This is a genomic window from Spirosoma endbachense (genome assembly GCF_010233585.1).
GTDB lineage: Bacteria > Bacteroidota > Bacteroidia > Cytophagales > Spirosomataceae > Spirosoma > Spirosoma endbachense.
Genome location: NZ_CP045997.1, coordinates 6,887,683 through 6,911,944 on the forward strand (window position 1 = coordinate 6,887,683; position 24,262 = coordinate 6,911,944).

Below are 24,262 nucleotides of genomic sequence, written 5' to 3' on the forward strand. Positions count from 1 at the left end.
TATGATTGGACGTATTATTAAAATCGGTTCACAAATTGTTTGGGGCGGCATCAAAGCAACCCCTGATTACATAAATGATTATTTTAAGCTCAAAAAGCAACTTGACGGCCATTCAGATTTTCCTATTCTCAGCTACTACCCTGCTATTTTTGACCGATACGCCGAAAGTGGTGAGCTTATAAAGCATTATTTTTTACAAGACCTGTATGTAGCACAGCGGATCTTCAGGAATAATCCTGTCAAGCATATGGATATTGGCTCCCGAATCGATGGATTTGTTGGGCATGTTGCGGCCTATCGGCCTATTGAAATTATCGATATTCGGCCATTGACCCGTAGTATTCCCAATGTCAGCTTCCGGCAGGCCGATTTAATGAATCTGCCGACCGACCTTATACACTCGACTGATTCTATTTCGGCCCTCCACGCCATCGAGCATTTTGGCCTGGGACGTTACGGAGACCCTATCGATGCAAACGGCCACATTAAAGCGTTAGATAATATCCGACAGATTATTAAACCGGGTGGAACGTTCTATTTTTCATCACCTATTGGTCCACAAGGCATCGTTTATAACGCACACCGTGTATTTTCGATTGCCTATCTGGTTCAGTTGTTTGAGCCTCATTACACCATCGAAAGATTTTCGTACATCGACGATAATGAACAGTTTTTTGAAAATGTAGACTGGCGCACCCAGTCGGCTCAGACTAATTTCGGCTGTGTATACGGGTGTGGTATCTTTGAAATGACCCGCCGAATCGACTAAACTCATGAAGAAGTTTTTACAATGGTTGCTGGCACCTATACGAATTACACTGCTACAACCCGTTTACGAAAAATTATATCTGTTTGTCATTTACGCCATGAATTATGGCGGAGGCTCGTTTACTGACGACAGCGGAGAAAAATATGTTGTCCGTTATGTAGCGAAGAAAACGGTCGGTCAACCCCATGGCACAACAGTCTTTGATGTTGGTGCGAATGTGGGGACGTATGCCCGAATGCTCATAAACAGCTTCGGTGATCAGGTTGCCATCCATTGCTTCGAGCCGTCGCATGCTACTTACCAGACACTCAAAGCCAACCTCCCTGAACCGAATGTGATTAAGCATAATCTGGGTCTAAGCGATCGTCCTGGCGAGATGGCGCTGTTTACAGATGCGGAACAATCGGGGATGGCGTCGGTTTACGATCGTGATTTACACCACATCAATGTTTCATTTGCCAAAAATGAAATAGCGACCTTCAGCACGGTCGATGAATTTTCCGCTGCCCAAAAGATCGACCATATCGATTTACTGAAAATTGACGTGGAAGGTCATGAACTGGCCGTGTTGAAAGGAGCCGCCAAAATGATTCAGCAAGGCCGTATCCGTTTCATTCAATTTGAATTTGGGGGAACCAGCATCGACTCCCGGACCTACTTTCGGGATTTCTGGAATCTGCTTTCGCCAACCTACAACCTATACCGAATTGTTGGCAACGGTCTCCGCCGAATCGATAGCTACACAGAATACCTGGAAATATTTGTGACGGTTAATTTTCTGGCAGAGCATAAATGAGTTGTGTACATACGCCAACCCCTGATTTATGGTTATCTCAGTTTTGCTAGGCGGGTTAGGCAATCAGTTGTTTCAATATGCATTCGGGGTTCGATTGGCCCATCAGCTCCAGACAGAACTGCGCCTGGAACGGCACCTCTTGGAGAGTACAACACTAGCCAGGCTACGCCATTACACACCAAGACAATACGAACTCGACACCTTTTCGATTCAGCCTGAGCAGGCTTCTGTTCTGGACTTAGTCAGCGTATTAGCGCGAGTAACTGTGCCGGGCATGAACACTGTTATGATTCGGGAGTCGACAACAAACCCGGATGCGATAACGAAATTACCTAACAAAGTCCAAAACGCACTTTGCTTCGGCTATTGGCAGTCCGAATCTTACTTTAAACCAGTAGCCGAAACGCTGAGAAAACAGCTGGTTTTTCGGGAAACACCATCGGAGATTACGTTATCAATGGCAAATACCATTCTTCGGAATCCAAATGCAACCTTTATTCATATCCGTCGGGGCGATTATGTCACAAATCCCGCTGCCAATCAATACCATGGACTCTGCGACATAGACTATTACATTCGCTCGATTAGCTACCTGCGCGAACGAGTCTCAGACCCTCATTTCTTTGTTTTTTCAGACGATCAGACTTGGGCCAAACGGGAACTGAGCGCACTAGGCCAAACGGCTACATTTGTTGATCACAACCAGGGAGCCGATAGTTGGCAGGATATGTATTTGATGCGTTTATGTCGACACGCGATCGTAGCCAATAGCTCGTTTAGCTGGTGGGGTGCCTGGCTCAATCCAGAAACAGATCGGACTGTAATCGCGCCGGGCCAGTGGTTTCCAGGTCAACCCCTATTGAGCCAGCAGGTTGTTTGCCCAAACTGGCATCGCCTGTAAGTTAGTATGCCCTTCTATTACCTTCGTGCCTATCCTCGTCGTTTTGTTGAGCCCTTTTCCGGCAGTTGCGCTTTGATCCCGCTATAATTTTTAATGGCGTTCTGCCGGATAATCTGCGTCAGAATAACATCGTGCTGAAGCAGCCGCCGGTAGAGAACGGCGATCAACAGTAGAAAACCCGTAAAGAGCAAATAAAACACAAGGTCGACACCGCGTCCCACACCCAATCGGTTAGCAATATAGTAGGGTAGTTCAGGTATAGAAACAAACAAAATACCGACCACGACGATTGCCACAAAAAACAACCGATACAGTAACCGATTCCTGAAAAGCCGGAGCGATGCTACAGCCACAACCAACAGCAACAGGGATAGCAGTAGCTGAATCGGTGTAAAACTGAGTTGAAAATCTGCGTTCATTAGCGAAAGTATTTATTGATAAATACATCGATCAAAATATCGACGGCACCCTGCCAGCGCTGTCCTTTCACCTGGGAGTATTCGGTATAAATGATGTGAGTAGGACACTCAACATAGTGAAGCTGACACCGTCTTATTTGCATCAGGATTTCCGAAGCATGTGCCATTCGATTCTCTTTTAGCTGGATAGCATGCAGGGCATTCCGGTTCAAGACCCGGAAACCGTTGTGCGCGTCGGATAACCACAAACCAGTAAGTAACCCATTTATAACTCGGGCCACGCGTAAAAGCAATCGACGTAAGCGCGGTATAGCCAGCAAATCCTCCTGGCGCATAAACCGGGAGCCTAACACAACATCAACCTTCCGGGTCTTCAGTACGTCGATAAAACGATCTATATCCGCTGGATTATGCTGGCCGTCAGCATCAAAATGGACAACAATATCAGCTCCCTGTTGTAGGGCAAAGTCCATACCGGTTTGCAAAGCGGCTCCCTGCCCCAGATTGATGTCATGCCGGAGGTAATAGATAGGTAAGTCGCGCACAGCATTAGCGGTATCGTCGGTAGAGGCATCATCAATGACAACAATATGATACTGATCACCTAAAGATCGAATCGTCTGACGAATAACTTTACCTTCATTGAAAGACGGGATCAGGATATATATCTGCTCAGTCATTAGTACGGTAGATTTCGAGGTTGCCCAGTTTTGCAACTTGTTTCATGCATCGAATTTCGACCGGCTGCGGCACTCGATCGAAAATAATATAGCGTACATTAAGCTGTCTAAGTTTAGGCGAACAAGGGTCGAGCGCTACCTGATAGCCATCTTCATACCCATTCTGCATAATAACCGTATCGGGATGAGCCGGGTCGATATAGGTGTTATAAACAGAATGCGCATACCGGTTGTAGGCAGAGTCGCGTTTGGCGGTTGGATCCAGCACGTGCATAGTCTTGAAATCGGGCTGATTCTTCACTCCGCTTAACTGATTAACGCCTGTAGCAGTAACTAAGTACGTAATATACTGGTTTCCAAGAACTACCCAACGGGCTTTTGGCTCCTTAAGGTGCAGTTCCCGCACTTTCTGGTAAAGGGCATTATCGGTGATCGGCGACATGCCTTTACCAACCGGATTAATCTTCAGATTAGGCAGGGTAAATAGAGCCACTGCACTCACCACAGCAATTTCTTTATACTGAAAATTAACGACTGGCAGTAACAGGAAATTAAGGACAATGAAAAATACCGTAGGCAAAAACAATTGATAGGTCTTATAAATGCCCTGGGCATCTTCCAGATTCAGCCAGGCGGCATAAATCATAAAGCCAATTACGCCCACTGAAAGCAAGGCCGCAACGGAACTACTGACCTTGATTTTCTTAGCATGAATATAGCTCATGTAAAGTATAGCCAGCACTACGTTGGCGATACCGAACGGAATTTGCGTTCGACGCGTCGGGCTAACATCCAACAGGGTTGCTTTGGCCAGGAAAGCGGGAAAGCCAACTTCAATCCAAATTAGCAGTACCAGTACGTACCCCAGAATGATAGCCAGAAGAGGATCAATTTTTCTAGTTCGGGTAAAGTAAATCAGCGTACCTATGGCAATGACGGGCGTGAATGTAATGAAGTGCGATAATTCACAGATATTAAGCCACGTTTGCGGAAATCGTTGATCAGAGAGTAACCATCCGGCATAATATTCCGAAAACCAATTAGCAATAAAGCCGGTGCCGCCGGTTTCACTACGTTTGCCGGGATAAACCGTATTAGACATGACATCGATGGTTGACTTTGCATCCAGATAATACATGTAAAAAACGACACCCATGACAGCAAAAGCTACAGCAAAAACGCCCAGTTTCAACCAAAGTTTGCTTACTAACAGTTCTTTGTTGAAATGCCTCCAGGTATAACCGACCAACAAAAAGACCAGCAGATAACCCAAGGGCACCTGATAAGGCGGATACAGCGTCAGGGCAAACATAGAGAAGCACCAGAAAAACAAAACACCCGCAATCAGGATGGTTCTTGTCTTTGTTGAAAAGAACATGTAGGCCGATGCGATCAACATACCAAATCCCGAATAAATACTGGTCAGGAGAAAGAAAGACCACCAGGCCAGACCGGGAGAGAAAATCAACCAGAAAGCACCTAACACAGAAAGCCAGAACTGATTGCGTGTCAGCAGCATAAAAGACAACATAACCGAAATCAGCCCAAAACAAAGGATAAAATTCCAGCGCCAGGCAAAACCGTGATCAACATCGAACAGGTAAAAACCCCAGTAATCAGGTCTAAAAAACGAGATAAAGTGATTAATTGGGAAATAGCCAACCAGGGCTACCTTTTCACCACCAATTGCCGGATTTTCAAGTGGGAAACCCTGATTTGCCTGCGACAACATAAAGGGCGCCAGAATCGCCCATTCATCCATACGTATGGGCTTGGGCTTACCAGCTATGATACCACGCCGGGCATCAGAACCATCAGGCATGGTCGTATTCCACATGCCAATTGACGAATAATTAATCTTTGCTACTGTAAGCAGAACAAATAACCCAATACAAATGCCAATGAACCATTTGACTCGCCTGTCGAATCGTATTAACTCAAAAGGTTGCTCAGAATCAGGCACATGCTTGAATTGAGGGGCAACAATAGATTCTGATAGAGCAGGATTTGCTGGCTGCGGCTTGAGCGGTTTTGTTACCTGACTGGTTGTAGGGACAGGATTAGGGCCTTTCCTTTTCTTTGACATGAGGTAGGGTTATCTATCTGATACGGGTTATGGGTATTCTCATTTTTACCTAATCAAACTTACCAATACCATGCCAGTTTGCCAAAATCAAGTAATGTGTTTATTAAAATAGGTAATTTGCCCGCATGAATAACACGTTTGTGCGGCAGGTATTGCCGATTATCTTAGCTATTGGTTTACTGTGGTACGTTTTAAAAGATGTGCCGCTAAATGAATTATCGGCTCAGTTTCGGCAGGCGAATTTTCGATGGCTGGGTGTTGCTGGAATCATTATAGGTGCATATCATATTGCACGAGCTGCCCGCTGGCAGCTTACCTTACAGGCGCTTGGCTATCAGCCTTCTCTATTTCGTACAACAATCGCTTTACTGGCAGGTTCGATGGCTAGCATGATCATTCCTGGTGCGGGCGAACTTACCCGTTGCGGCACATTGCAACGAACTGACGGTGTCCCAATTGCTCAGGGCTTAGGCTCTGTGGTGGCCGAGCGGGTCATTGATTTACTAACGCTCGTTCTATTGATTGGGCTAACGCTTTTCTTTGAGTTTAAGCGCGTTGGCCAATTTATTACTGACTTATTTAGCCCTCTATTATCGCGAATGACATCCAGCGGCCAATCCGGTATCATTCTTATCGTATTGTCGGGAATCAGTATCCTTCTGATTATTTTTTTCTACTGGCTGCTTCGGAATCCGACCTTTCGACAGCACCCCTTATCGAAACGATTAGGTACTATTGCCCTCAATATGGGCAAAGGCTTTATAGCTATTCAAAAACTGAAAAGCCCCATCTTGTTTATTGGCCTCACAATCGCGAGCTATGCATTGGCCTTTTTAAGTACATACACCCTCTTTTTTGCTTCTTCCCAAACCCTGTCACTTCCTCCGTCGGCTGCGCTAACCATTTTGACGGTGAGTTCTTTGGGAGGCATCGCTGTCCCGACGCAGGGTGGCGTCGGAACCTATCATTTTCTGGTCAGCCGGGTTCTTATGCTTTACGGTATGGATGAAACAGCCAGCGTTGTCATGGCAACGTTTCTTCATGCGGCCCAAACCGGTTTTTCGCTGCTGTTCAGCAGTATAAGTTTTCTGATTGTACCGATATTGGTCCGCCAGAAAGCAAAGCAAGTAGACGTATAAGTGCGTTAGGATAAAAAGCCCCAACCAATCCTGAACGAATCAATCCAAATGAAACACTGGTTCCAGTTGTTGAACAACGGGCGAGTTATCTGGATTGACGTCCATGAGGTCGGCCATATACTGCCACCAACGCTGCATGACTGGCAGTTCAGGTAATCGGGTGGCCGAATGTCCTTCCATGCGTTTCTGGACGCCAAACAAGGTGCCACTCGTCCGGTCCAGGTAAATCGAATAATCACGGATACCTGCTTCTGTCAAAGCGGTCGACAATTCAGGCCATATTTCGTCGTGACGACGTTTGTATTCAGCCTCGACGCCCGGTTTGAGTTTCATTGTAAAAGCAATTTCTTCCATTGTTGGTTTAGGGTTATTTCTCGACACTGTCGGCCTTAGATACCTTCACTGGCGTAAGCGTTACGGGCCCGATCAACCCCGATTCTTTCGGTGTCCATCGTTCGGCGGTAAACAGGCCATTGGCATCCCGGTCTTCGCGGAGCCGGGGCGACATGTTGACGTTATAGAATTTCTTCCATTCCACATGCCGTTTGTCCATGTCTATAATCCGATTGGCCATGCCATTAGATACCGTAACAGTCAGTGTATTGGTATTTTTCAGCCAGGTTTCCGGAATGAAAAGCTGATAGTTGGGTCCAATTACTGTTTTAATGTCCTGATCATTGACCTGAATGCGGGCGCTCTCGGCCACTCGTCCCAGATTGAGTAGATATCCATCACCCGTTTCGGCTGGCTTCGCGAACGAGATGGTATACGTAGCTGCTCCTGAAAATGTTTTCCCCGTATCGCCTGCCATTTCGGTCCAGGATGCCAGCTTTTCTGTTTTAACGGTTGCTGGTAATGCCGGGCCTCCCGATACAAATCGAATTGTCCAGGTACCCGACATTTCCTGAGCTTTTCCTATCATTTTCAAATAGGGATAGTCTGAATTACTGGCCAGCTTAGTCGACGTTTCCAGAATGCAGGACTCGCCGGGGGCAAGTTGCAGATAAACCTCATTCGTTGCATTTCTGGTTCGAAGCGCGGCTATTCCCGTTTGTTCAGTCATTGGATTATACAAGGCGACTGACTTAGCCGACTGTTCTCCAGCAAGCGGAATCCATCCATCAACGGGTTTATCACCCCAATTGACAATGAAGTAGTAATGGCCTGTTGCATGACGGCGTCGAATATACTGCAATCCATTATCCGCTAACGCTTCACGCTTTACCCCCGCCAGCGTTAACAGTCCATCGGCATCATTTCCAACCAGAAAAGACCCTTTGCCAATAACGGCCCGGCGAATACCGGCTTTTTCGGTATCGGCAAACGTTAACTGAGAAAGCAGCTTTTTAAACGCACGGCGCCTACTGTCAAGATTACCCAGGCCCGGTACATCGGCAGGTAACTGACCATTTACAACAATTGTGGCTCCATTTTTGGCCAGAGTCATGAGTTGCGCAATCGTTTCGAGTGGAATGAACTCTGGAGCAGGCAATAAGATGGTCTGATAGGCTACCCCGCCGGTTTGAAGGATTCCATTCGTTGTTGAAACGGTAAGCAGCTGTTTGTCTGAAATGAAGTCGAAACCGTAACCTTTCTGCCAAAGCGATTCAGCAATACCGCCAACCGGCATTCCTGCAAAACCATGCTGAATACCATCGAAATGTTGTAACAGCACTTTGCCGGGACGAGTGTAGGCGTCGTAAATCGGCAAGTACAGCAGCACATCATTATTGGGCTTCCCCAGCTGCAAAAACGACTGACACCGGGCTACGTACTGATTCAGTTTACCGAAATCGGTCCAGAAGGTATTATTCGGATTGACGTGTACAGCCGCATAAAACAACCAGCCCGGCCAGGCAGCCGACGCTGGAGAATAGTTTGTTCCGTGATAGAACGTATGATTGACACCACCCAGAAGAAACCGATCCATGGCTTTTTTCACATCGCTGAGTTTCGACAGAAAGTGTTCATTCTCCCAGGTTGCCGACTCAGACGATGTCAGCGGTTTACCGGTAACATGTGCCGCCGATGACGCGAATTTGATTCGTAGGATTTCCGTTCCTTCAATTTCGGGAATGTCGGTAGCGGCATACAGATCAAGAATGTTGGCCGGGGACCCATGCGCCTGATTTCGGATCAGGGCACCTTTCCCCTTCGCCCAATCGTGCCACGTTTGGGTGTAGTTTTCCAGTAATAACTCCGAAATGGTTTCGCGGTAATCGCTCAATACCCGCTTATTGATGTCTTCAGTGGCTTTCCCAAACAGAGCTGGTAAATACTGTTTGAGATCATAACCGCGCCGTTGCTTAAATTCGGTGAACATAGCCGGAGTCCAGTTTCCTTCACCCTGTGCATCATCTACCTCATACGAATCATTGAAAAATGCCCGTATTGGCAAACTCTTCCGTCCTTTAAAGGCTTCGTCAAAATGGCGCAGATAACGCTGTGTGGCAGCCTTCGAGAAATGATCGATTACGTCGCCTTCACCACCGGGTCCGGCCCGCTCGACCTGTTTACCATGCCAGCCCTCAAACACGGCATAAAGCATCCAGTTATCTGCCGGGGCCGTCCAGTTCAACTTCCCGGACCCATCGACGAATCTGGTCAGATCAATTGCCTGCCCTTTCTCTGAATAGGCCATTAGTGTCTGGAGTGGCAGCGGTTTCTCGAAGCGTACCTGATCGAACGCGTGAAGTTGCAGATCAGGATTTTTTGCCACTGGCTCAACCAGTTCTTTACTATCAATGGGTTGCCCAACTACCCGGAGAATGGGCTTCTGTATATACGTAACCGCTTCGGCCAAACGCTCCCCGCTTTTCAGGCTATAGGTTTTATAGGCGACATACTTGCAGGCGTCTTCTGATGTGACCCATGGCCCACCAAACGGCCAACCCGACGCCTGCGCCATATCTACACCCATATTGAGTCGCTTAGCCTCGGCAAGTGTATGATCCAGGCGATCCAGCCAGGTCGGCGACAGAAAATTGATAAACTCCTTTTCGGCCCCTTTTACGCCATAGATCGGTGTAATTTCGACTCCGCCCAATCCTGCTTTCTGATACTCTTCCAGCAATCGGGTCAGGTTTTTATCATTGACCGCGCTCCCCATCCACCACCGGGTCCAGGGTTTAGTCTGTTGAGTTAGGGTGGGCCAGCGCGGTTGGGCCAGAATTGATCCCGCTGTTATGCCCATCAGTAACCCTAGAAGCAGGGATTTTCTCATTTCAACTTACACAATTCGCTCCCTGCCAGCAGGAAACAGCCTAATCCATAATCTTCAAAATCGGGTGTGCTGTCGTAGGTTACAGGCTGGCCATCCTTGGGCTCCTTACCCGTTCCCTGTACATAACCCAACTTGCCATCTGGATGGACGCAGTCGGTAACCATGGCCTTCCAGGCTTTGGTCACGATTGGCGCATAGGTTTTACGGTCCAGCAAGCCCTTATTCATTCCCCAGGCCATACCATAGGTAAACAAAGCTGTTCCGGATAATTCTTTCCCACCATAGTTCGTTGGATCGAGCAGGCTCACATTCCAGAAACCGTCTGGTCGCTGAATGGGCACCAGCGCCCGCATCATGTCGAGATACATTTGCTGGTATTCCTCGCGGTGGGGGGCATTTTTGGGCATAATATCGAGCACACGAACCAGAGCGGCTACTATCCAGCCATTTCCCCGTGACCAGTAGCAGTCTTTCCCGTTCGGCTCTTTGTAGGGAGGTACAAAATCCTTGTCGCGCCACCACAGGTGATCTTTCGGATTGTAAAGTCCATTACCCCCATGTTGCGTTTTCGAGAACTGATACATCTGATACATCTTCTCAAAATACGCGTTGTCGGAATAGATAACGCCCAATTTGGCAAAGACAGGCATGGCCATTTGCAGGGCATCGATCCAGTTCCAGTCGTCGATTTTCCGGCTTGCCACCATTGAATCGATGGAGATTTTGATATCATGAATGCGTTCCGGCTTCTTATCGATCAGGTACAAATCAATGTAGGTCTGCCCACAGCATTGGTCATCAGCATTACGGGTTTTTGTTCCCGAACGCATTCCCCAATGGTGCTTTTCACTCCAATCGACAGCATAATCGTAATAGCGTGGCTGCCGGTCGGTCTTATACAAATCCATCAATCCCTCGTAATAAACAGCCCGTGTCCAGATGTTACTGGGCCGGGTTTTATTCGTTACGATTTCCTTACCGGTGTCCGGCCACTTTTTCATAAAGTAGTCGTTCGCCAGTGTCATTTTGGCCAGTATTTCTTTCTTTTCGGGCAATTTCTGAGCATTAGTCTGGCTGCCCACCAGCATTATAAGCAAGCCAATACAGGCTAATTTTTTATAAATCATCTTCCTGTTTGTTCAAAGGGATGGAATGTAATCCGCGCTAAACGATGCTGACAAAAGTAACTCCATTCGGTGTTGTTACTCTCATGTACCCTCCTACCCACGAATACCTATTTGGTTTCACCCTATTCGTTTCAACGCTAAAACGATAGATATTCCCTGAAACGGAAATGATAAAAAATGGCAAACTTCAGGCATTTGCAATTAGCGTCTAAAGCAGACTAATAGGGATGGGCGATTCAGTTTCTCCCATTTGCCAGGTAATCATGCGCACGAATACGTAGTCGCTTTAATGTGCTACCAGTAACAGAGCCAATGGTGTTCTGGTCAGAAAAATTATTATACAGCACTATATCTAATCCCCATTCCTGTTCAAAAAAAGTATCAGGGTTTTCGCTTCGAGCCGTGCCACGGTTTAAAATCGTGGCACGGCTCGAAGCGAAAACCCTGATGATTAATTCTTACCGCTCGATACTTTTCCTGGCTTTGGGGCCACACCAGGCTGGCTTATTTCGAAATTTTCTTTCTGCTTGGCATCAGCGACCATCTTACGCACATCGGCCAGCAATTTCTTGGCATCGTAGACAACACCGTCTTTGACAGTATACGTTACGCCACCAACCCGTTCAACTTCGTTTTTGTCGTTCAGATGAATGGCTCCTGTACCATAAAGTACCTTCAGGTTAGCCAGCGGATTTTGATCAATAATCACAAAATCCGCTAATTTACCTACCTCTACGGAACCGATCTGATCAGCCATTCCAAGCGCTTCTGCTCCTTTCAGTGTGGCCGCCCGGATTACCTCAAGCGGATGAAATCCCGATTCGCGCAGGAGTTCGAGCTCACGGATGTACGCAAAGCCGTATAGCTGATAAATGAAGCCGGAATCTGAACCAGCGGTTACGCGACCTCCCCGGTTTTTATATTCATTGATAAACTCCATCCAAAGCTGATAATTCTTTTTCCAGGCAACTTCCTGCTCGGTTCCCCATGAGTGCCAGTACGATCCGTGGGAGATTCGGCTGGGACCATAAAACCGCCACAGGCTGGGCATGGTATAGTCGTCGTGCCATTCGGCGCGACGGGCCAGCATCAGCTCACGGTTGGCTTCGTAGATATTGAAGGTCGGATCGAGTGTAAAATCCAGCGCGATCAGTTCGTCCATAACCTTATTCCACCGGTCGGTGCCCGGTTTTGCGGCCTGCTGCCAGAGATTACCAGCCTCTTCAAAGCGGTTCTGTTCGTTGCCATAATTGTAATTGGCGGGATAATTTTGAACCGTTTTATCATCGAACAAGGCTTCAGGTAAACCATACCAGTGTTCCAGAGAGGTCAAACCAGCTTTCGCGGTAGCCAATGCGTTCATACGGGCGACTTCCAGTTGAGCATGGTGGCAGGCTGATCGCAACCCTAATTTTTTGTTTTCTTCCAGAGCTGCCCGGAATATATTCGGTTCAGCACCGAAGAATTTGATGCCATCGGCGCCCCGTTTGGCATTTTGCTGCACCCAGGCACGAGCCTGCTCGGGCGTACTGATCGGCTCTTTTGCGCCCTGCCCGAACACGGTATAGGCTTTTATTCGTGGAGCCGTAATTTCATTCCGTTCACTTTTGGCGCGGTGTTCAAGCACCCAGTCGAGGCCGTTTCCGCACGATGGGTCACGAATGGTCGTAATACCATGCCCAAGCCAGAGTTTGAAAACATATTCAGCATTCGCACCCTGCGCCTGCCCGCCAATGTGGCCGTGCATATCCACGAAACCGGGCATCAGATACATTCCTTCGCAGTTCAGTTCTTTATCGCCCGGAGCCGCTTTTGGGCGACCTTTGGGATCAATTGGAACGCCCGGATAACCAACTTGTTTAATCTGAACAATGCGGTTCTTTTCGACCACAATATCCATCGGGCCGACTGGTGGAGCGCCTGTACTGTTCACAAGCGTAACGCCCCGAATGATTAGTTTTCCGAATGGGCCTTCGCCTTCCTGGCGCGGAGGAGATTTCTCAACCTGAGCCGTCAGGGAATGAAAAATAAAAAAAGTACAGTAAACAATTAACAGGAGTCGAGAGTAAGGTTGTATCATGACTGGGTAATTATTTGGTAAAGAGTTGTAAGATAAGCGAAACTGGCTGATTTTTGCCGGACCGAATTCCGTAGTAATCTATGTTTGTTCAGAAAAACTTCCTACTCATTGTTCTCGCCCTGGCCGTTATATTCGCTTTCGCCATGAAAGCGACCATCTTCCAGCAGCAACCGACTGGCAATTCAGGCACAGCTAACGCAGCCCCGGCAGATTTCGGTAGTTACTGGTTTACGGGTAAAGCTGAGTTGAACAGCTATCGGCTCGAACAGGCGCAGTACGGAGCGCTCAATCCGGGCGAAGCAGTGCTGATTTTTGTGACGGAAGATTTCCGAACCGACAAACAGGTAAAATCAGAAACACCAGAAAGCCACGATAAATCGGTGCCAGTCCTTAAAACGAATATATCAAAAAAATTCGTGACCGGTATTTACGATTATTCACTCTTTACATCGGTCTTCACCCCAATTAGCAATCCACTATTCCCAAACACGCTGAAAGTCAGCACATCAGGACAGGAATGGTGCGGTCATAGCTATATTCAGCTCAACTACCGCAACAATGGCTACTTGGTGAATGGGAAATCGTATTTCGAGAAAGAGGTTGACGAAGACTACACGGTTGAGAAAGCCATGCTGGAAGATGAACTCTGGAATCGAATCCGGATAAATCCAGACAAACTTCCTACCGGCGAAATTCAGCTAATTCCCGGTACAATGGCGGCCCGATTGCGCCACAAACGACTTGAGCCCTTACCCGCCAAACTAAAAATAGACAAGTACGAAGGGGTTTTGTATCCGGGCAAACTTCTCAAATCGTATGTCATCGAATACCCGACTGACGACCGGACGCTGACAATAATTTTCGAGAGCCAGTTTCCCCACAAAATTGTGGGCTGGGAAGAAATCTACAAGAGCAAAGATAACCTTCTGACCTCCAGAGCCGTTTTAAAGAAAACTATTTTGACCGATTACTGGAACCACAACGCCCCCGCAGACAGCACGTTACGGCAATTATTGGTATCAACCCGGTAAGGTCAGGCATTTACTACACTATGAAACGTACGTTCCCCATTGCCACGCTTGGTTGGGCCATAGTTGGCTTTTACCTGACAGCTCTGCTGGCCTGTTCCGGCGATAAAGAGAAACCCAAAGTAGACACGGAAGGCCCAACATACACCCTGATTTTTCTGGATAAGACCCGCAGTGTCAATATCAATAAGGCATTCGTAGCCCAGAAATACCAACAGGCCATTACTGACCTTATCGACCAGAATGTCCGGCAAAAAGGCGACCGGCTCGAGGTGTATTTTATCCATGAAAACACCTCGAAAGCCCGGGCCCTCAACGTATCGGTTCGCTCTGAAATGGATGATGTATCGGCAGCCAGCCCAACCGACCGAGAAACGGCCGAAACCGAATTTGCGATGACTCTTTCTAAGGAGAAAGCCCAGATTCGTCAGCGCGTATTACAACAGTTAGTTGCCCAGAACTCAGGATCATCCAACCAGGAAACTGATATTTGGGCCAGTTTGCCCGTCATTGCCAAAGCCAACGAGACCGGAGCCACCGTGAAAGTGTATTACCTGAGCGACATGATTGAAAGCGTAAAGGGCACCGGCCGACGTGATTTCCAGGTAAAGCCACCCAAGGATAACGCCCAGGCCGACGAGTGGGCCAAACTGGATGCGGAACAATTGAAGCGCTACACCCTCGGTAGTCCAGATATTACGATGATCCTGCCGTTTGAGCCGAACGCATCCGTCAAGGAAAATAACCCTGCCGTAACGCAATACTGGCAGACGCTGTTCTCGGAATTGGGCGTCGGAACGGTGGCTGAAGAATGATTATGCTAGGATACGGGCACTTCTGCCTGAATCGTGAACTGGTAGCCCTGATCAAAGCCCGAAAAATCCTTTCGTAAACAGTATGATGTTAGTATAAGGCCATCTCCCTGGCGACGAACGGCAAGGTAGTGGAATAGGGGTTTATACGTCGTTGCCATATCGGGAAGGCGGCTTGGCGACATATTCAATGGCTGTCGGAGGCCCCCGCCCCCGCCAATGACCAGAAACTCTTTTCCCTCAAACTGGTATCGCTCGAAAGCGTGCGAATGCCCTGTAATAAACAGCCGCCCCTTTTGCGATTTGGTATAGGCAGGCACAAATCGTTGCTGAACCAGCTTCGAGGAACCAACCAGTTTGCTGTTTGAGTACGGAGCGTGGTGGCAGGTGACGATAATAACGTTCACATTCGGGTCGGCATCCAGATCACGAAGCGTCTGTTCATACCAGGTTTGCTGTTTCACCAGATCAGCAACAGACAGTATGCCGAAATTAGAGTTCAACATGACTACAGCGATGCCATCGGTGGTTTTTATGTAGCCGGTAGGACTGTGTTCCGGAAAGCGTTGCTGGAAATTCCGGGCGCCTTTTCGGGGACGGCCCATCACGTCATGGTTACCCATAATCGCATAGACCGCGGTGCCTACTTCGGTACATTTCGCCAGAAACTGATCAATAATCCGCCACTTATTATTCCTGTAGCCCAGCGATACAATGTCACCGAGCCAATAAAGTACGGCGGGTTTCAATCGTATGATTTCAGCAAAGATTGTGGTTGTCGCTTTGGTGTTCTGGTGTGCTCGCAGCACTAACCGCTCAACCCACATCGGGGCTTGCGTATCACTCAAAAATAGAATCTCTTTTTTATGATCTTCCTGATTCATAACGTCTTACCAAGTCAATTTTATCGGTGTCAGTTTCGTATTTGAATCGGCATTATAGCTTGCTGGTATGGTCCGATTCAAACTCCAAAATCACGTTACCACGAAAACGCACGCCAAACCAGTTGTAGTTCGGCTGTAAAGGCAGCATTTTCAACGGCTACCGCATCATACCATTTTAATTCGCCAGCGATTCTAAAACGACGCCCAACCGGATAGGTGTATGAAGCGGCCGCCATCCAGCCCAAACTAATTGTATTTGACTCTACTTTTCCCGCATAATCCAGCCTCGAATGGTTTACATAAGCACCCGTTCCGACGGTCACGGCCATCCGCCGAACCAGATTTTGCTCAAACCCTCTCACCCAAGCCAATGGCATTGAAAATACCAATAACACGGGCACTGCCGACACATATACATGAGTTCGTTCGCCCAGAACCTGCCCACGATAGCTATACATGGTTGTCCAGCCGGTTTCTACTCCCACCCGGAGCCGATGGTCGGGGTACCACATGACCCGGAGCGATGCAGGAACGCCAAACCGACTGATACGGGCCTGCTCCAGTCCCGGTGGAACGCCCAGATGCGTCGAATAGTACGACAGGCCACCACCAGCCGTTACAACGAGCGCATAGTCCCAGCGACGGGTTCGTATGGAGTCAGGCAAGCGTGGTCTGATTCGCGTTGAGTCGCCGGATAACCGCCCATACCGGCGGGTTCGGGTCGAATCTGTCGAGCGTCGTCTTTCCTGAGCGTTTGCCAGATCGCTGCTCAGTATCAGGCCAACGACCAATCCGGCTATATATAAACGAATTCCCATACGATTACTGGTCTACGTAATGATAATAGGCAACTACCGGCGAATAGTTTGACAGAATACCATCAAATGAATTTTCGGCAATGAACTCACGGATAAATTCAGGCTCATCGAGTGTCCAGACGAATACGGTTCGTCCTTCAGCCTGCATGGCTTTCACTTCTTCTGTTTGCGGGCCAAGTGTCCAGCGGGGTGCCCAGATCCGGGCATTCAAATTTCGGGTGATCGAGGTATCCAGTTCACACAGAATGGGCGTATTCTCTTTATCGCTGAGCGCTTTGTAGGATTCAACAGCATCAGTACTTGGAAGGCCAATGACTATTCGGAGATTTCGCCGGGCCAGAATAGCTTTCTGCCGGTATTTTTGTTGAATGGCCTGTACTTTATCCATTGGGCCTATGTATTTCGTATCAAGCCAGACAAATTCCAGCGATGTGTTGTTGACAACTGTCTCCAATGCCTCTTCCAGCGTTGGAATTTTTTCGCCATTTATGAGCCTGATCAATGAACTTAGCTGCTGATAGGTATAGTTTTCGACCGGGCCAGCTAACCCATTTTTCTGTACCAGCCTTAGGTTAAGCGTGTTGTCGTGATACAAAATAGGTACGCCATCTTTAGTATAGCGCACATCGATTTCAATACCAGTTGCCCCAAGGCGTGAGGCCAGTTTAATGATCTCAACCGAATTTTCGGACGCGGGTAATAAATCGGATGTTCGGCCACCACTCCGGTGCGCCATAATCGAGAATGGTCTGCGATTAAGTGGCCTGCTATAGGCCAATGTTAGTTTTTGCGTTGGCTGCGTTGAATTTTCACCATACATGCCCTCCATGACCAGTGTATCCCCTTCGACCAGACTCCCCGTAAATGCCTGTAGCCGTCCGCTATGTCTGACCCGAACCGCTAACCGGGCCAGCCCTGTTCTCGTATTTACCAATTTTCTCCAGTAACCAGCCATCGCCAGACTATCTGTTTTGGCATTGATTTCGAGGTTGAAAAAACCGGCATCAAGTCCGGTAAAGACGGACAAATAATGCGTCGTATCAGTACCTTCATTGGTATAGGTCCATTTCAGCGCTACCTGATCTCCAAACAGACCAGCGCCGTCCGTAACCCTATAAACGCCTTCCATGGCACGCCGAATAGCCGGCGTAAACTTACCTGCCCCCGGTTTATTGGTAAAGGTGTACGGTACAGGAGCTTCGTAGTCCTTCTGGCATCCAACCAAGAGCAGAAGTAACAGGCTCATTAATAAATATGCTGATCGCATCACAGGATAAAGCCGAAAATGAGTTGTGGATATAACAGATTGCGGTCAAATGTGTCGTATAATGACCAAAGCTGCCAGTTGAAGTTGGAATAAGCCGCTCTGAAACCTACCGATACGTGACGATTATTATAAAAAGGCTGCTCCAGCATGAATGTAAAAGCCACTCCATTAACCTGCCGCCGATCATAGACAACGGCCAGATTTCCCACCTTCGAGCGGTAATACAGATCCATGATCGCTTCCGCTTTCACCGTTAACTCCAGGTCTCTCGTCAATCGATAACCAACCGATAAGTTTGGAAAACTCTGCACACCATAGGCCTGACTATTAAACACATCTTTGATCTGTAGAGCCCCGAACCAGCCCGTTAGATCATAGCCAGCAGCCAAATACAGCCGATCCGTAAGCGGAGTAGCCCAGCGTAGCCCTAACATCAGGTTACTCTGCACGATCTGCGTCTGCAATCGACTCACCGCAAATAAATGCTTCGTTAAACCGCGCTGAAGATTGAAATCAATTGCGGGAACACTTACCCGGATCTCTTCGGTCAACTCAGGGGGCGTTGTCGTGAAAACAGCCCCAATGGACATGCGCCATTTGCCGGGAACAGGCGCTTGCGGAAAGTAGATTTCCGGCTGATCGGGCCACTCTGAAGCTGGCACTCGCTGTGCCATAACAACCGATGCAGTTATAGCGATCAGACTCGCTAACCCGCAAATTTTCTTACATGTGTTTCGAATGGTGGCCACCTAGTTACGTGATAAAACAGACGCACTGATGGATGTAAACTACTTCAGATCGAATTATGTTAAGACAGACCGTCGGAAGAATGAAATTTTCTTCCGACAGTCTGCTCTGATTGAAAAGTAGGGCTTACAAGGGCTTGAAACCCGCGTAGGCCCTTAACGGTTGTTGATTAATACCAAACAGCAACGAATTACCGATTGGCACTACAGACCGAACATCGCCCGTTAGTTCAAACCCCGACTGTGATTGAGGTACTGCCGAAAAATTTCCCCGCCCATCGCCCCGCAGCAGAAGACCGGCATTGGCGTCTGAGCGGCCAAACCGTAATCGGGCTTTCGATGTGTTTCCGCATAAAAGCAGGTCTTTTCGCCCATCATGATCATAATCAAGAGTGGTTAACGTGAAGATCGGGGCTGTCTGTACAGCCAGTGGCAATGGCTTTTCAGCGAGTTTGCCAGATGGCGTACTGGCAAAATAGGCTGTTTTAAGATAAGTAGCCGTCAGTTTCGACGCATCGCGTAATTCTTCTTCCTTAAACACGTCGGCAAGGGTAGCATTCGAATAACTCTCATAATTCGTAAAGCGATGCCTTAACATACCGACCTGCTCAAGCAACTCGTCGCGGGTGGCATGAGGGTAGCTTTTACCTTGTACATACAGGCACAGAATTGGATCTATTTTCCCGTTTTTGTCGAAATCTTTGTAGTAGAGTTCGGCGGGCTCCTGTTCGCTGGCCCGGCATTGTGTGTTCAGACCTTGATTACCAATCACCAGATCAGGCCGACCATCGCCATTAAAATCATCGACTACTAATTTATTCCACCAGCCGCGATACTCTTTGCCAAGATACGCCTGAGTCTGGTCGGTCAACCGACCGTTTTCCCACGAAAACACCGAAACCGGCATCCATTCGCCAACCACGACCAGTTCAGGCTTACGATCAGCATTGAGATCGGTCCAGGCCGCATCCGTAACCATTCCGATTTGGGCGAGTAGTGGAGCCAACTGAGCCGTTTTGTCGCTAAAATGAGGAAGTTTCCCCTGCCCATCGTTGATGAGCAAATAACTCTTCGGCGATTCAGGGTATCGGCCCGGTACTACCCTGCCACCCACAAACAGGTCGGGTCGTCCATCCATGTTGGCATCACCTACCCGCACACAACCCGCACTGGTTTGCAAGGCGGGCAACGCGTTCGAACTTTTCGTAAAGTGCCCTTTACCATCGTTCAGGTACAGCCGATCCTGCAACAATCGGTCATCGGGCATTAAATTACCGTAGTAGCCACTGCACACGTAGAGATCAGGAAAGCCATCGGCATTGGCATCAAAAAAAACAGCATCGGCATCGTTATACGCCTTATCAGCCTCAAAGTCAGGCTGTACCAGTCGGCTGAATTGATTGTTTGCCTGTTGGATAAATAACGTTCCGGCCTGCTCACCACTGCCTCCGGCATAGATATCCTCTCGGCCATCGCCATTCACATCGGCCTTTACCAGACAGGGGCCATTGAACGACTGTGCATTGACCAACAGCGTTTGCCGCTTAAAATCGTTGGCCGTGTTTACTGGGTCGGCAAAAGCCAGTGGTGCTTTCACTTCCTTAAACATAGCGGGTGCAGCAAGTGGCGGGCTGTAGGTCGAGCTGGCCTCTTTTTCCTGTATTTTCAGGAGTTGATCTCCTTTCACGTTCGTCAATACCTGTTGCTTTCCCGTTGGCCAGACAACACGCAGCGAATCTATTGTTGCACGCGTGCCTAAGCCAAAATGGAGCCGTGGCGACATGCTCGACTGATAGCCACGGGTTGGCATTTGCTCGACATACTGCTGCTTCCCGGCACTGTACAGGGTTACTTTAGCCCCTACTCCCTGCGTATTGGCGCCCGAGCCCGTGAGTTGCACGGACAGATAATGATGGTTTCGTTCCTTACTGGTTTCGTTCTGAAAAACAAAGGCTGGTTGATTCGTATTATTGACAATCAGGTCAAGGTCGCCATCGTTGTCCAGATCGGCATAGGCAGCCCCCGTACTGTTCGATGTTTGCGTTAGTCCCCAATCAGCAGCAACGTTGGTAAACGTAACTTCCCCCGCTGTATCGCCCCCTCGATTGCGGAACATATAATTCATGACGTTCGACGAAGGGATTTTATGCACCAGTTCGAGCACATCTTCGCGACTGAAATTAGCGGGCCTGTTCTGCATGTAGTCGGTCATATACTTCAGGAAATCCTGATTCGTATAATCCCGGACGTAGCCGTTTGTCACATACAGGTCTTTCCAGCCGTCATTGTCGTAGTCGGCCAGCAGGGGCGACCAGCTCCAGTCCGTATTCGAAACACCTGCCAGCTGGCCAATTTCGCTGAAAACCGGCACCGTTTTGCGTGCCTTTATTTCTCCGCCCTCATTGATCTGGAGCATATTGCGCATATGCTGATAATGAAACCCAGACGCTACGGCAAGGTCGAACTTTTCGTAGTTATCGGGAGCCATCAATAATTTCTGCCGCCGGTTATCTTCAGGCAGCATATCGAGCGTCAGAATGTCGGGCCGGGCATCGTTATTGACATCGGCGACATCATTACCCATCGAGAATTGGGATGTGTGGCGGATGCTATTTTTTAGCTGATTCGTAAACGTGCCGTCCTGATTATTCAGATACAGGTAATCGGGTATGGTATAATCGTTGGAGATGTACAGATCAGGCCAGCCATCAGCATTCAGGTCAGATACGCCCAATCCCAACCCATAACTCAACACAGAACTGCTCAACCCCGAACGTTCGGTAACATCCTCAAAACTCTTTCCGGTATTCTTTAGTAAACGAACGCCAATCTCTGGATTACTTTGTTTCAATAAAGCCGATGTTGGCCCTGGATCAAGTACGGGTAAAAGACGCGGATTATGATTCAGCAGGAATAAGTCCAGATCACCGTCGCGGTCGTAATCGAAAAACGTGCCCTGCGTCGTCTGGCCGGGTTTGTCTAGCCCCCATTGCACCGTTTGATCTGAAAAGTGAGGAGTTCCCTGGGCATCGGGCCCATCGTTAATGAATAACTGGGGCACTCGCTTGAAAGGCGGCAAACTACCAGAATAGCAAACAAACAGATCAAGTCGCCCATCGCCGTTGACATCAGCCATTGAAACACCGGTTCGCCAGGGGCCTTCGCGTCCGGCAACACCGGCCGTTGCCGTTACGTCGGTAAACTTCATGTTCCCTTTATTCAGGTATAACTGATTAGGAACCATGTTGCCGCTGAAGTAGATATCCTCCAATCCATCCCCATTCAGATCACCAACCGCCACACCGCCACCATTGTAGAAGTATTCGTACATCAGCACGTTTGTGTTCAGGCCCTCGGTCAGATTATTGGCGAATGTAATGCCCGTCTGTTCGGGGGTGAGCGATGTAAAGAGTGGAGACCCGTTGCTGGTTGCGCCTTTGTCGGTGGATGAATTACATCCAGACAATACTAAAACGCCAGCAATGCAGAGCAAAAAATAGGTACTTAGGGCTGTGTAGCGCAATGTATTAAGAATAAAGTACAGCTAAATAAAGCAGAAAATGTCAGCGCTGACTAAGCAGTACTGACATTTTCATTAAGAATAAATACTCACTTTTTTACTCGTAACCGGGATTCTGAACCAGTTTATTGTTCCGGTTTATTTCATCGCGGCTAATTGGCAGGAAGTAGATTTTGTCGGCCCACTTCCGGTTTTCCTTACCCGTTCCCAAATCCTGTACACTATACGAATAGGTATAGTTGTCCTTATTGTACTTATAGGTCGTCACCGACTTGCCCGGTTTCAGCTTACCCGTAATAATGATAATCTGGGCCTGTTTTCCTAAGGCGGTTGGTGCTGTCATCCAGCGCCGTACATCGTAGAATCGCTGTTCTTCAAACAGCATTTCGATATTCCGTTCGTTCTGATAACGCGCAGCGAGCGCAGCTCCTGTTTCGGTAATAGCTGGCATACCCACCCGGAAGCGAACTCTATTGATCCAGGTTTTGGCTTCAGCCTCCTGCCCCAGAGCCATACAGGCTTCAGCGTAGTTTAATACGACTTCCGTAAACCGAATTTGAATCGAAGGCACTTCCTGGCGAATATTCTGATCGACGAGCGTTGGATCAGGATCCATGAATTTCCGGATGGCGTAACCTGTCCAGGTACCGTTCCAGTTTTCGATTGAGCTGTTACGCGTATCCAGACCGGAATATTTGGTAGCGCTGCCAGCAGTACCTACCTCATATTCACCCATTTGGATCTGACCAGCCGGATCAATCCCGGCGCCATCTGGCGTGCGGGGTTTCCACTGAGCACCATCAAACAGAATCGACGCGTAGAAACGAGGGTCACGGTTTTCGTAGGGAGCAGCCGCGTGGGTAGCGTTCTTCCAGTCGAACTTCGTGCCGTCCATCATTTCATAGCTGTCTACCAGGTTCTGAGTCGGCTCGCTGGAGGTCCAGCCATGATAGCCGTTCGGCATGTTGTTGCGCGGATACCAGGAACCCCAATCGTCGAACGAAGCCCGGATATAGTATTTCAGGAAAATACCATCCGCTTCGCCACCGCTCCGTGACAGGTATAGATTGATGTAGTTCTGCTGTCCTTCGGCGGCTGTAACGGGCGCGGTCAGATTTAGCTTGTAGCCATACTGATTCAGATCCATAACTGCTTTGGCCGCGTCTTTCGCTTTCTGCCAGCGAGCTGTGCGGTCGCCACTAACATACCCCAGCAACTCAGGCTTGGTGAAACTGGCAATAACGCTCGATTTGGCTTTTGCGGTCGGAATGTCGTGCAGATCACTGGCTGCATACAAGAGCACCCGTGCTTTCAGCGCTAAAGCCGCACCTACTGTTGCGCGGCCACTCGTAAGGGTTTTTCCTTTTAGCAGAATAGCAGCCGAATCCAGATCACTCACAATCGCATTGACACACTCCTCATACGTGTTCCGGGCGACGGTAAAGTCGGCTTCATTCAAGGTATAAGGCGACTTGATGATGGGAATTCCACCATAATAGCGCAGCAACTGATTGTAGAAATAACCGCGCATGAAATACATTTCGCCTTTCATCCGGTCGGCTATGCCACTGCTATTGTCAAACTTAGGCTTGGTCAGATTAAAAATAGCGATGTTAGCGGCCCGAATCCGTGGATATACATCAGACCAGGCCATCGTATTTTTAACCGTCCCCAGGTTTGAAGGGCTTACGTTTGCTTCGTTAACATCCTGTTTACCAAAGCTATAGAGAGCATTATCGGTCTGACAGTCAAAATTCATCTGTTCCAGAATACCGTCGCGAAGCCCGTTGTAAACATCCGTTACGAACGCTTCTGACAAGGACTGGTCAGCCCAGACCGCATCACCCGACACCTTATCGAGAGGCTGCGTATTCAGAAAATCACTGTTACAGGCCACCATCGTCACACCAACAACCAGGCTGAACGACAGGCACTTTATTATATAGTTCATAATGTGCTGATTGATC

General features: G+C 48.4%; 19 protein-coding genes. 6 read left to right on the forward strand and 13 right to left on the reverse strand.

Annotation, left to right across the window (positions count from 1 at the left end):
• Position 1 precedes the first annotated feature (1 nt).
• From GJR95_RS28105 to GJR95_RS28115, 3 genes are read left to right on the forward strand one after another with little or no spacing between them, the layout of a single operon-like run.
• Positions 2 to 769: a DUF268 domain-containing protein gene (locus GJR95_RS28105; RefSeq protein WP_162389021.1), complete on the forward strand. Its 768-nt coding sequence runs from the start codon at positions 2 to 4 to the stop codon at positions 767 to 769.
• A 4-nt stretch (positions 770 to 773) separates the two neighbouring features.
• Positions 774 to 1,565, forward strand: coding sequence for an FkbM family methyltransferase (locus GJR95_RS28110; RefSeq protein ID WP_162389022.1), 792 nt, complete (start codon positions 774 to 776; stop codon positions 1,563 to 1,565).
• Positions 1,566 to 1,593: 28 nt separating this feature from the next.
• Positions 1,594 to 2,466, forward strand: coding sequence for an alpha-1,2-fucosyltransferase (locus GJR95_RS28115; protein WP_162389023.1), 873 nt, complete (start codon positions 1,594 to 1,596; stop codon positions 2,464 to 2,466).
• Positions 2,467 to 2,495: 29 nt separating this feature from the next.
• Here GJR95_RS28115 and GJR95_RS28120 read toward each other — a convergent pair whose 3' ends face one another.
• Genes GJR95_RS28120 through GJR95_RS28130 form a run of 3 tightly spaced genes read right to left on the reverse strand, consistent with a single transcriptional unit; the run spans position 2,496 to position 5,651 of the window.
• Positions 2,496 to 2,885 carry a DUF2304 domain-containing protein gene (locus tag GJR95_RS28120; protein WP_162389024.1) on the reverse strand — a complete coding sequence of 130 codons (390 nt, stop codon included), beginning with the start codon at positions 2,883 to 2,885 and terminating at the stop codon, positions 2,496 to 2,498.
• Positions 2,885 to 3,565 (reverse strand): glycosyltransferase family 2 protein, encoded by a 681-nt coding sequence (locus GJR95_RS28125; protein WP_162389025.1) that lies wholly within the window; start codon positions 3,563 to 3,565, stop codon positions 2,885 to 2,887. Before GJR95_RS28125 ends, GJR95_RS28120 begins: the two co-directional genes overlap by 1 nt.
• The gene (locus tag GJR95_RS28130) at positions 3,558 to 5,651 is read right to left on the reverse strand and encodes a DUF7657 domain-containing protein (protein ID WP_162389026.1); all 2,094 of its coding nucleotides are present in this window, start codon (positions 5,649 to 5,651) and stop codon (positions 3,558 to 3,560) included. The genes GJR95_RS28125 and GJR95_RS28130 overlap by 8 nt, the downstream gene beginning before the upstream one ends.
• 125 nt (positions 5,652 to 5,776) lie before the next feature.
• Between GJR95_RS28130 and GJR95_RS28135 the strand changes: the two genes are divergently transcribed.
• Positions 5,777 to 6,790 (forward strand): lysylphosphatidylglycerol synthase transmembrane domain-containing protein, encoded by a 1,014-nt coding sequence (locus GJR95_RS28135; protein WP_162389027.1) that lies wholly within the window; start codon positions 5,777 to 5,779, stop codon positions 6,788 to 6,790.
• Between the two features lie 39 nt (positions 6,791 to 6,829).
• Here the strand turns inward: GJR95_RS28135 and rhaM are convergent, their stop codons facing one another.
• From rhaM to GJR95_RS28155, 4 genes are all read right to left on the reverse strand, one after another.
• Positions 6,830 to 7,144 carry an L-rhamnose mutarotase gene (gene rhaM, locus GJR95_RS28140; protein ID WP_162389028.1) on the reverse strand — a complete coding sequence of 105 codons (315 nt, stop codon included), beginning with the start codon at positions 7,142 to 7,144 and terminating at the stop codon, positions 6,830 to 6,832.
• A gap of 13 nt (positions 7,145 to 7,157) precedes the next feature.
• Positions 7,158 to 10,013 (reverse strand): glycosyl hydrolase, encoded by a 2,856-nt coding sequence (locus GJR95_RS28145; protein ID WP_174260239.1) that lies wholly within the window; start codon positions 10,011 to 10,013, stop codon positions 7,158 to 7,160.
• On the reverse strand, positions 10,010 to 11,140 hold the full coding sequence (locus tag GJR95_RS28150; protein WP_162389029.1) for a glycoside hydrolase family 88/105 protein: 1,131 nt from the start codon (positions 11,138 to 11,140) through the stop codon (positions 10,010 to 10,012). Before GJR95_RS28150 ends, GJR95_RS28145 begins: the two co-directional genes overlap by 4 nt.
• A gap of 451 nt (positions 11,141 to 11,591) precedes the next feature.
• A complete protein-coding gene (locus GJR95_RS28155; protein ID WP_162389030.1) occupies positions 11,592 to 13,220 on the reverse strand; it encodes an amidohydrolase family protein in 1,629 nt (542 codons plus the stop codon).
• An 80-nt stretch (positions 13,221 to 13,300) separates the two neighbouring features.
• On the opposite strand from GJR95_RS28155, the gene GJR95_RS28160 reads away from it, so the two are divergent.
• Together GJR95_RS28160 and GJR95_RS28165 are read left to right on the forward strand one after the other, a co-directional pair.
• The gene (locus tag GJR95_RS28160; RefSeq protein WP_162389031.1) at positions 13,301 to 14,251 is read left to right on the forward strand and encodes a hypothetical protein; all 951 of its coding nucleotides are present in this window, start codon (positions 13,301 to 13,303) and stop codon (positions 14,249 to 14,251) included.
• Positions 14,252 to 14,271: 20 nt separating this feature from the next.
• A complete protein-coding gene (locus tag GJR95_RS28165) occupies positions 14,272 to 15,063 on the forward strand; it encodes a hypothetical protein (RefSeq protein WP_232540881.1) in 792 nt (263 codons plus the stop codon).
• 5 nt (positions 15,064 to 15,068) lie between these two features.
• Here the strand turns inward: GJR95_RS28165 and GJR95_RS28170 are convergent, their stop codons facing one another.
• The 6 genes from GJR95_RS28170 to GJR95_RS28195 form a co-directional block, all read right to left on the reverse strand.
• On the reverse strand, positions 15,069 to 15,944 hold the full coding sequence (locus GJR95_RS28170; RefSeq protein WP_162389032.1) for a metallophosphoesterase family protein: 876 nt from the start codon (positions 15,942 to 15,944) through the stop codon (positions 15,069 to 15,071).
• A 95-nt stretch (positions 15,945 to 16,039) separates the two neighbouring features.
• A complete protein-coding gene (locus GJR95_RS28175) occupies positions 16,040 to 16,762 on the reverse strand; it encodes a hypothetical protein (RefSeq protein WP_162389033.1) in 723 nt (240 codons plus the stop codon).
• Between the two features lie 4 nt (positions 16,763 to 16,766).
• Positions 16,767 to 18,008 carry a glycerophosphodiester phosphodiesterase gene (locus GJR95_RS28180; RefSeq protein ID WP_232540882.1) on the reverse strand — a complete coding sequence of 414 codons (1,242 nt, stop codon included), beginning with the start codon at positions 18,006 to 18,008 and terminating at the stop codon, positions 16,767 to 16,769.
• A 20-nt stretch (positions 18,009 to 18,028) separates the two neighbouring features.
• Positions 18,029 to 18,703: a hypothetical protein gene (locus GJR95_RS28185; RefSeq protein WP_162389035.1), complete on the reverse strand. Its 675-nt coding sequence runs from the start codon at positions 18,701 to 18,703 to the stop codon at positions 18,029 to 18,031.
• A 199-nt stretch (positions 18,704 to 18,902) separates the two neighbouring features.
• Entirely contained in the window at positions 18,903 to 22,298 is a 3,396-nt protein-coding gene (locus GJR95_RS28190) for a VCBS repeat-containing protein (RefSeq protein WP_162389036.1), read from the reverse strand.
• A gap of 94 nt (positions 22,299 to 22,392) precedes the next feature.
• Positions 22,393 to 24,246 carry a RagB/SusD family nutrient uptake outer membrane protein gene (locus tag GJR95_RS28195; protein WP_162389037.1) on the reverse strand — a complete coding sequence of 618 codons (1,854 nt, stop codon included), beginning with the start codon at positions 24,244 to 24,246 and terminating at the stop codon, positions 22,393 to 22,395.
• Between the last annotated feature and the right edge of the window lie 16 nt (positions 24,247 to 24,262).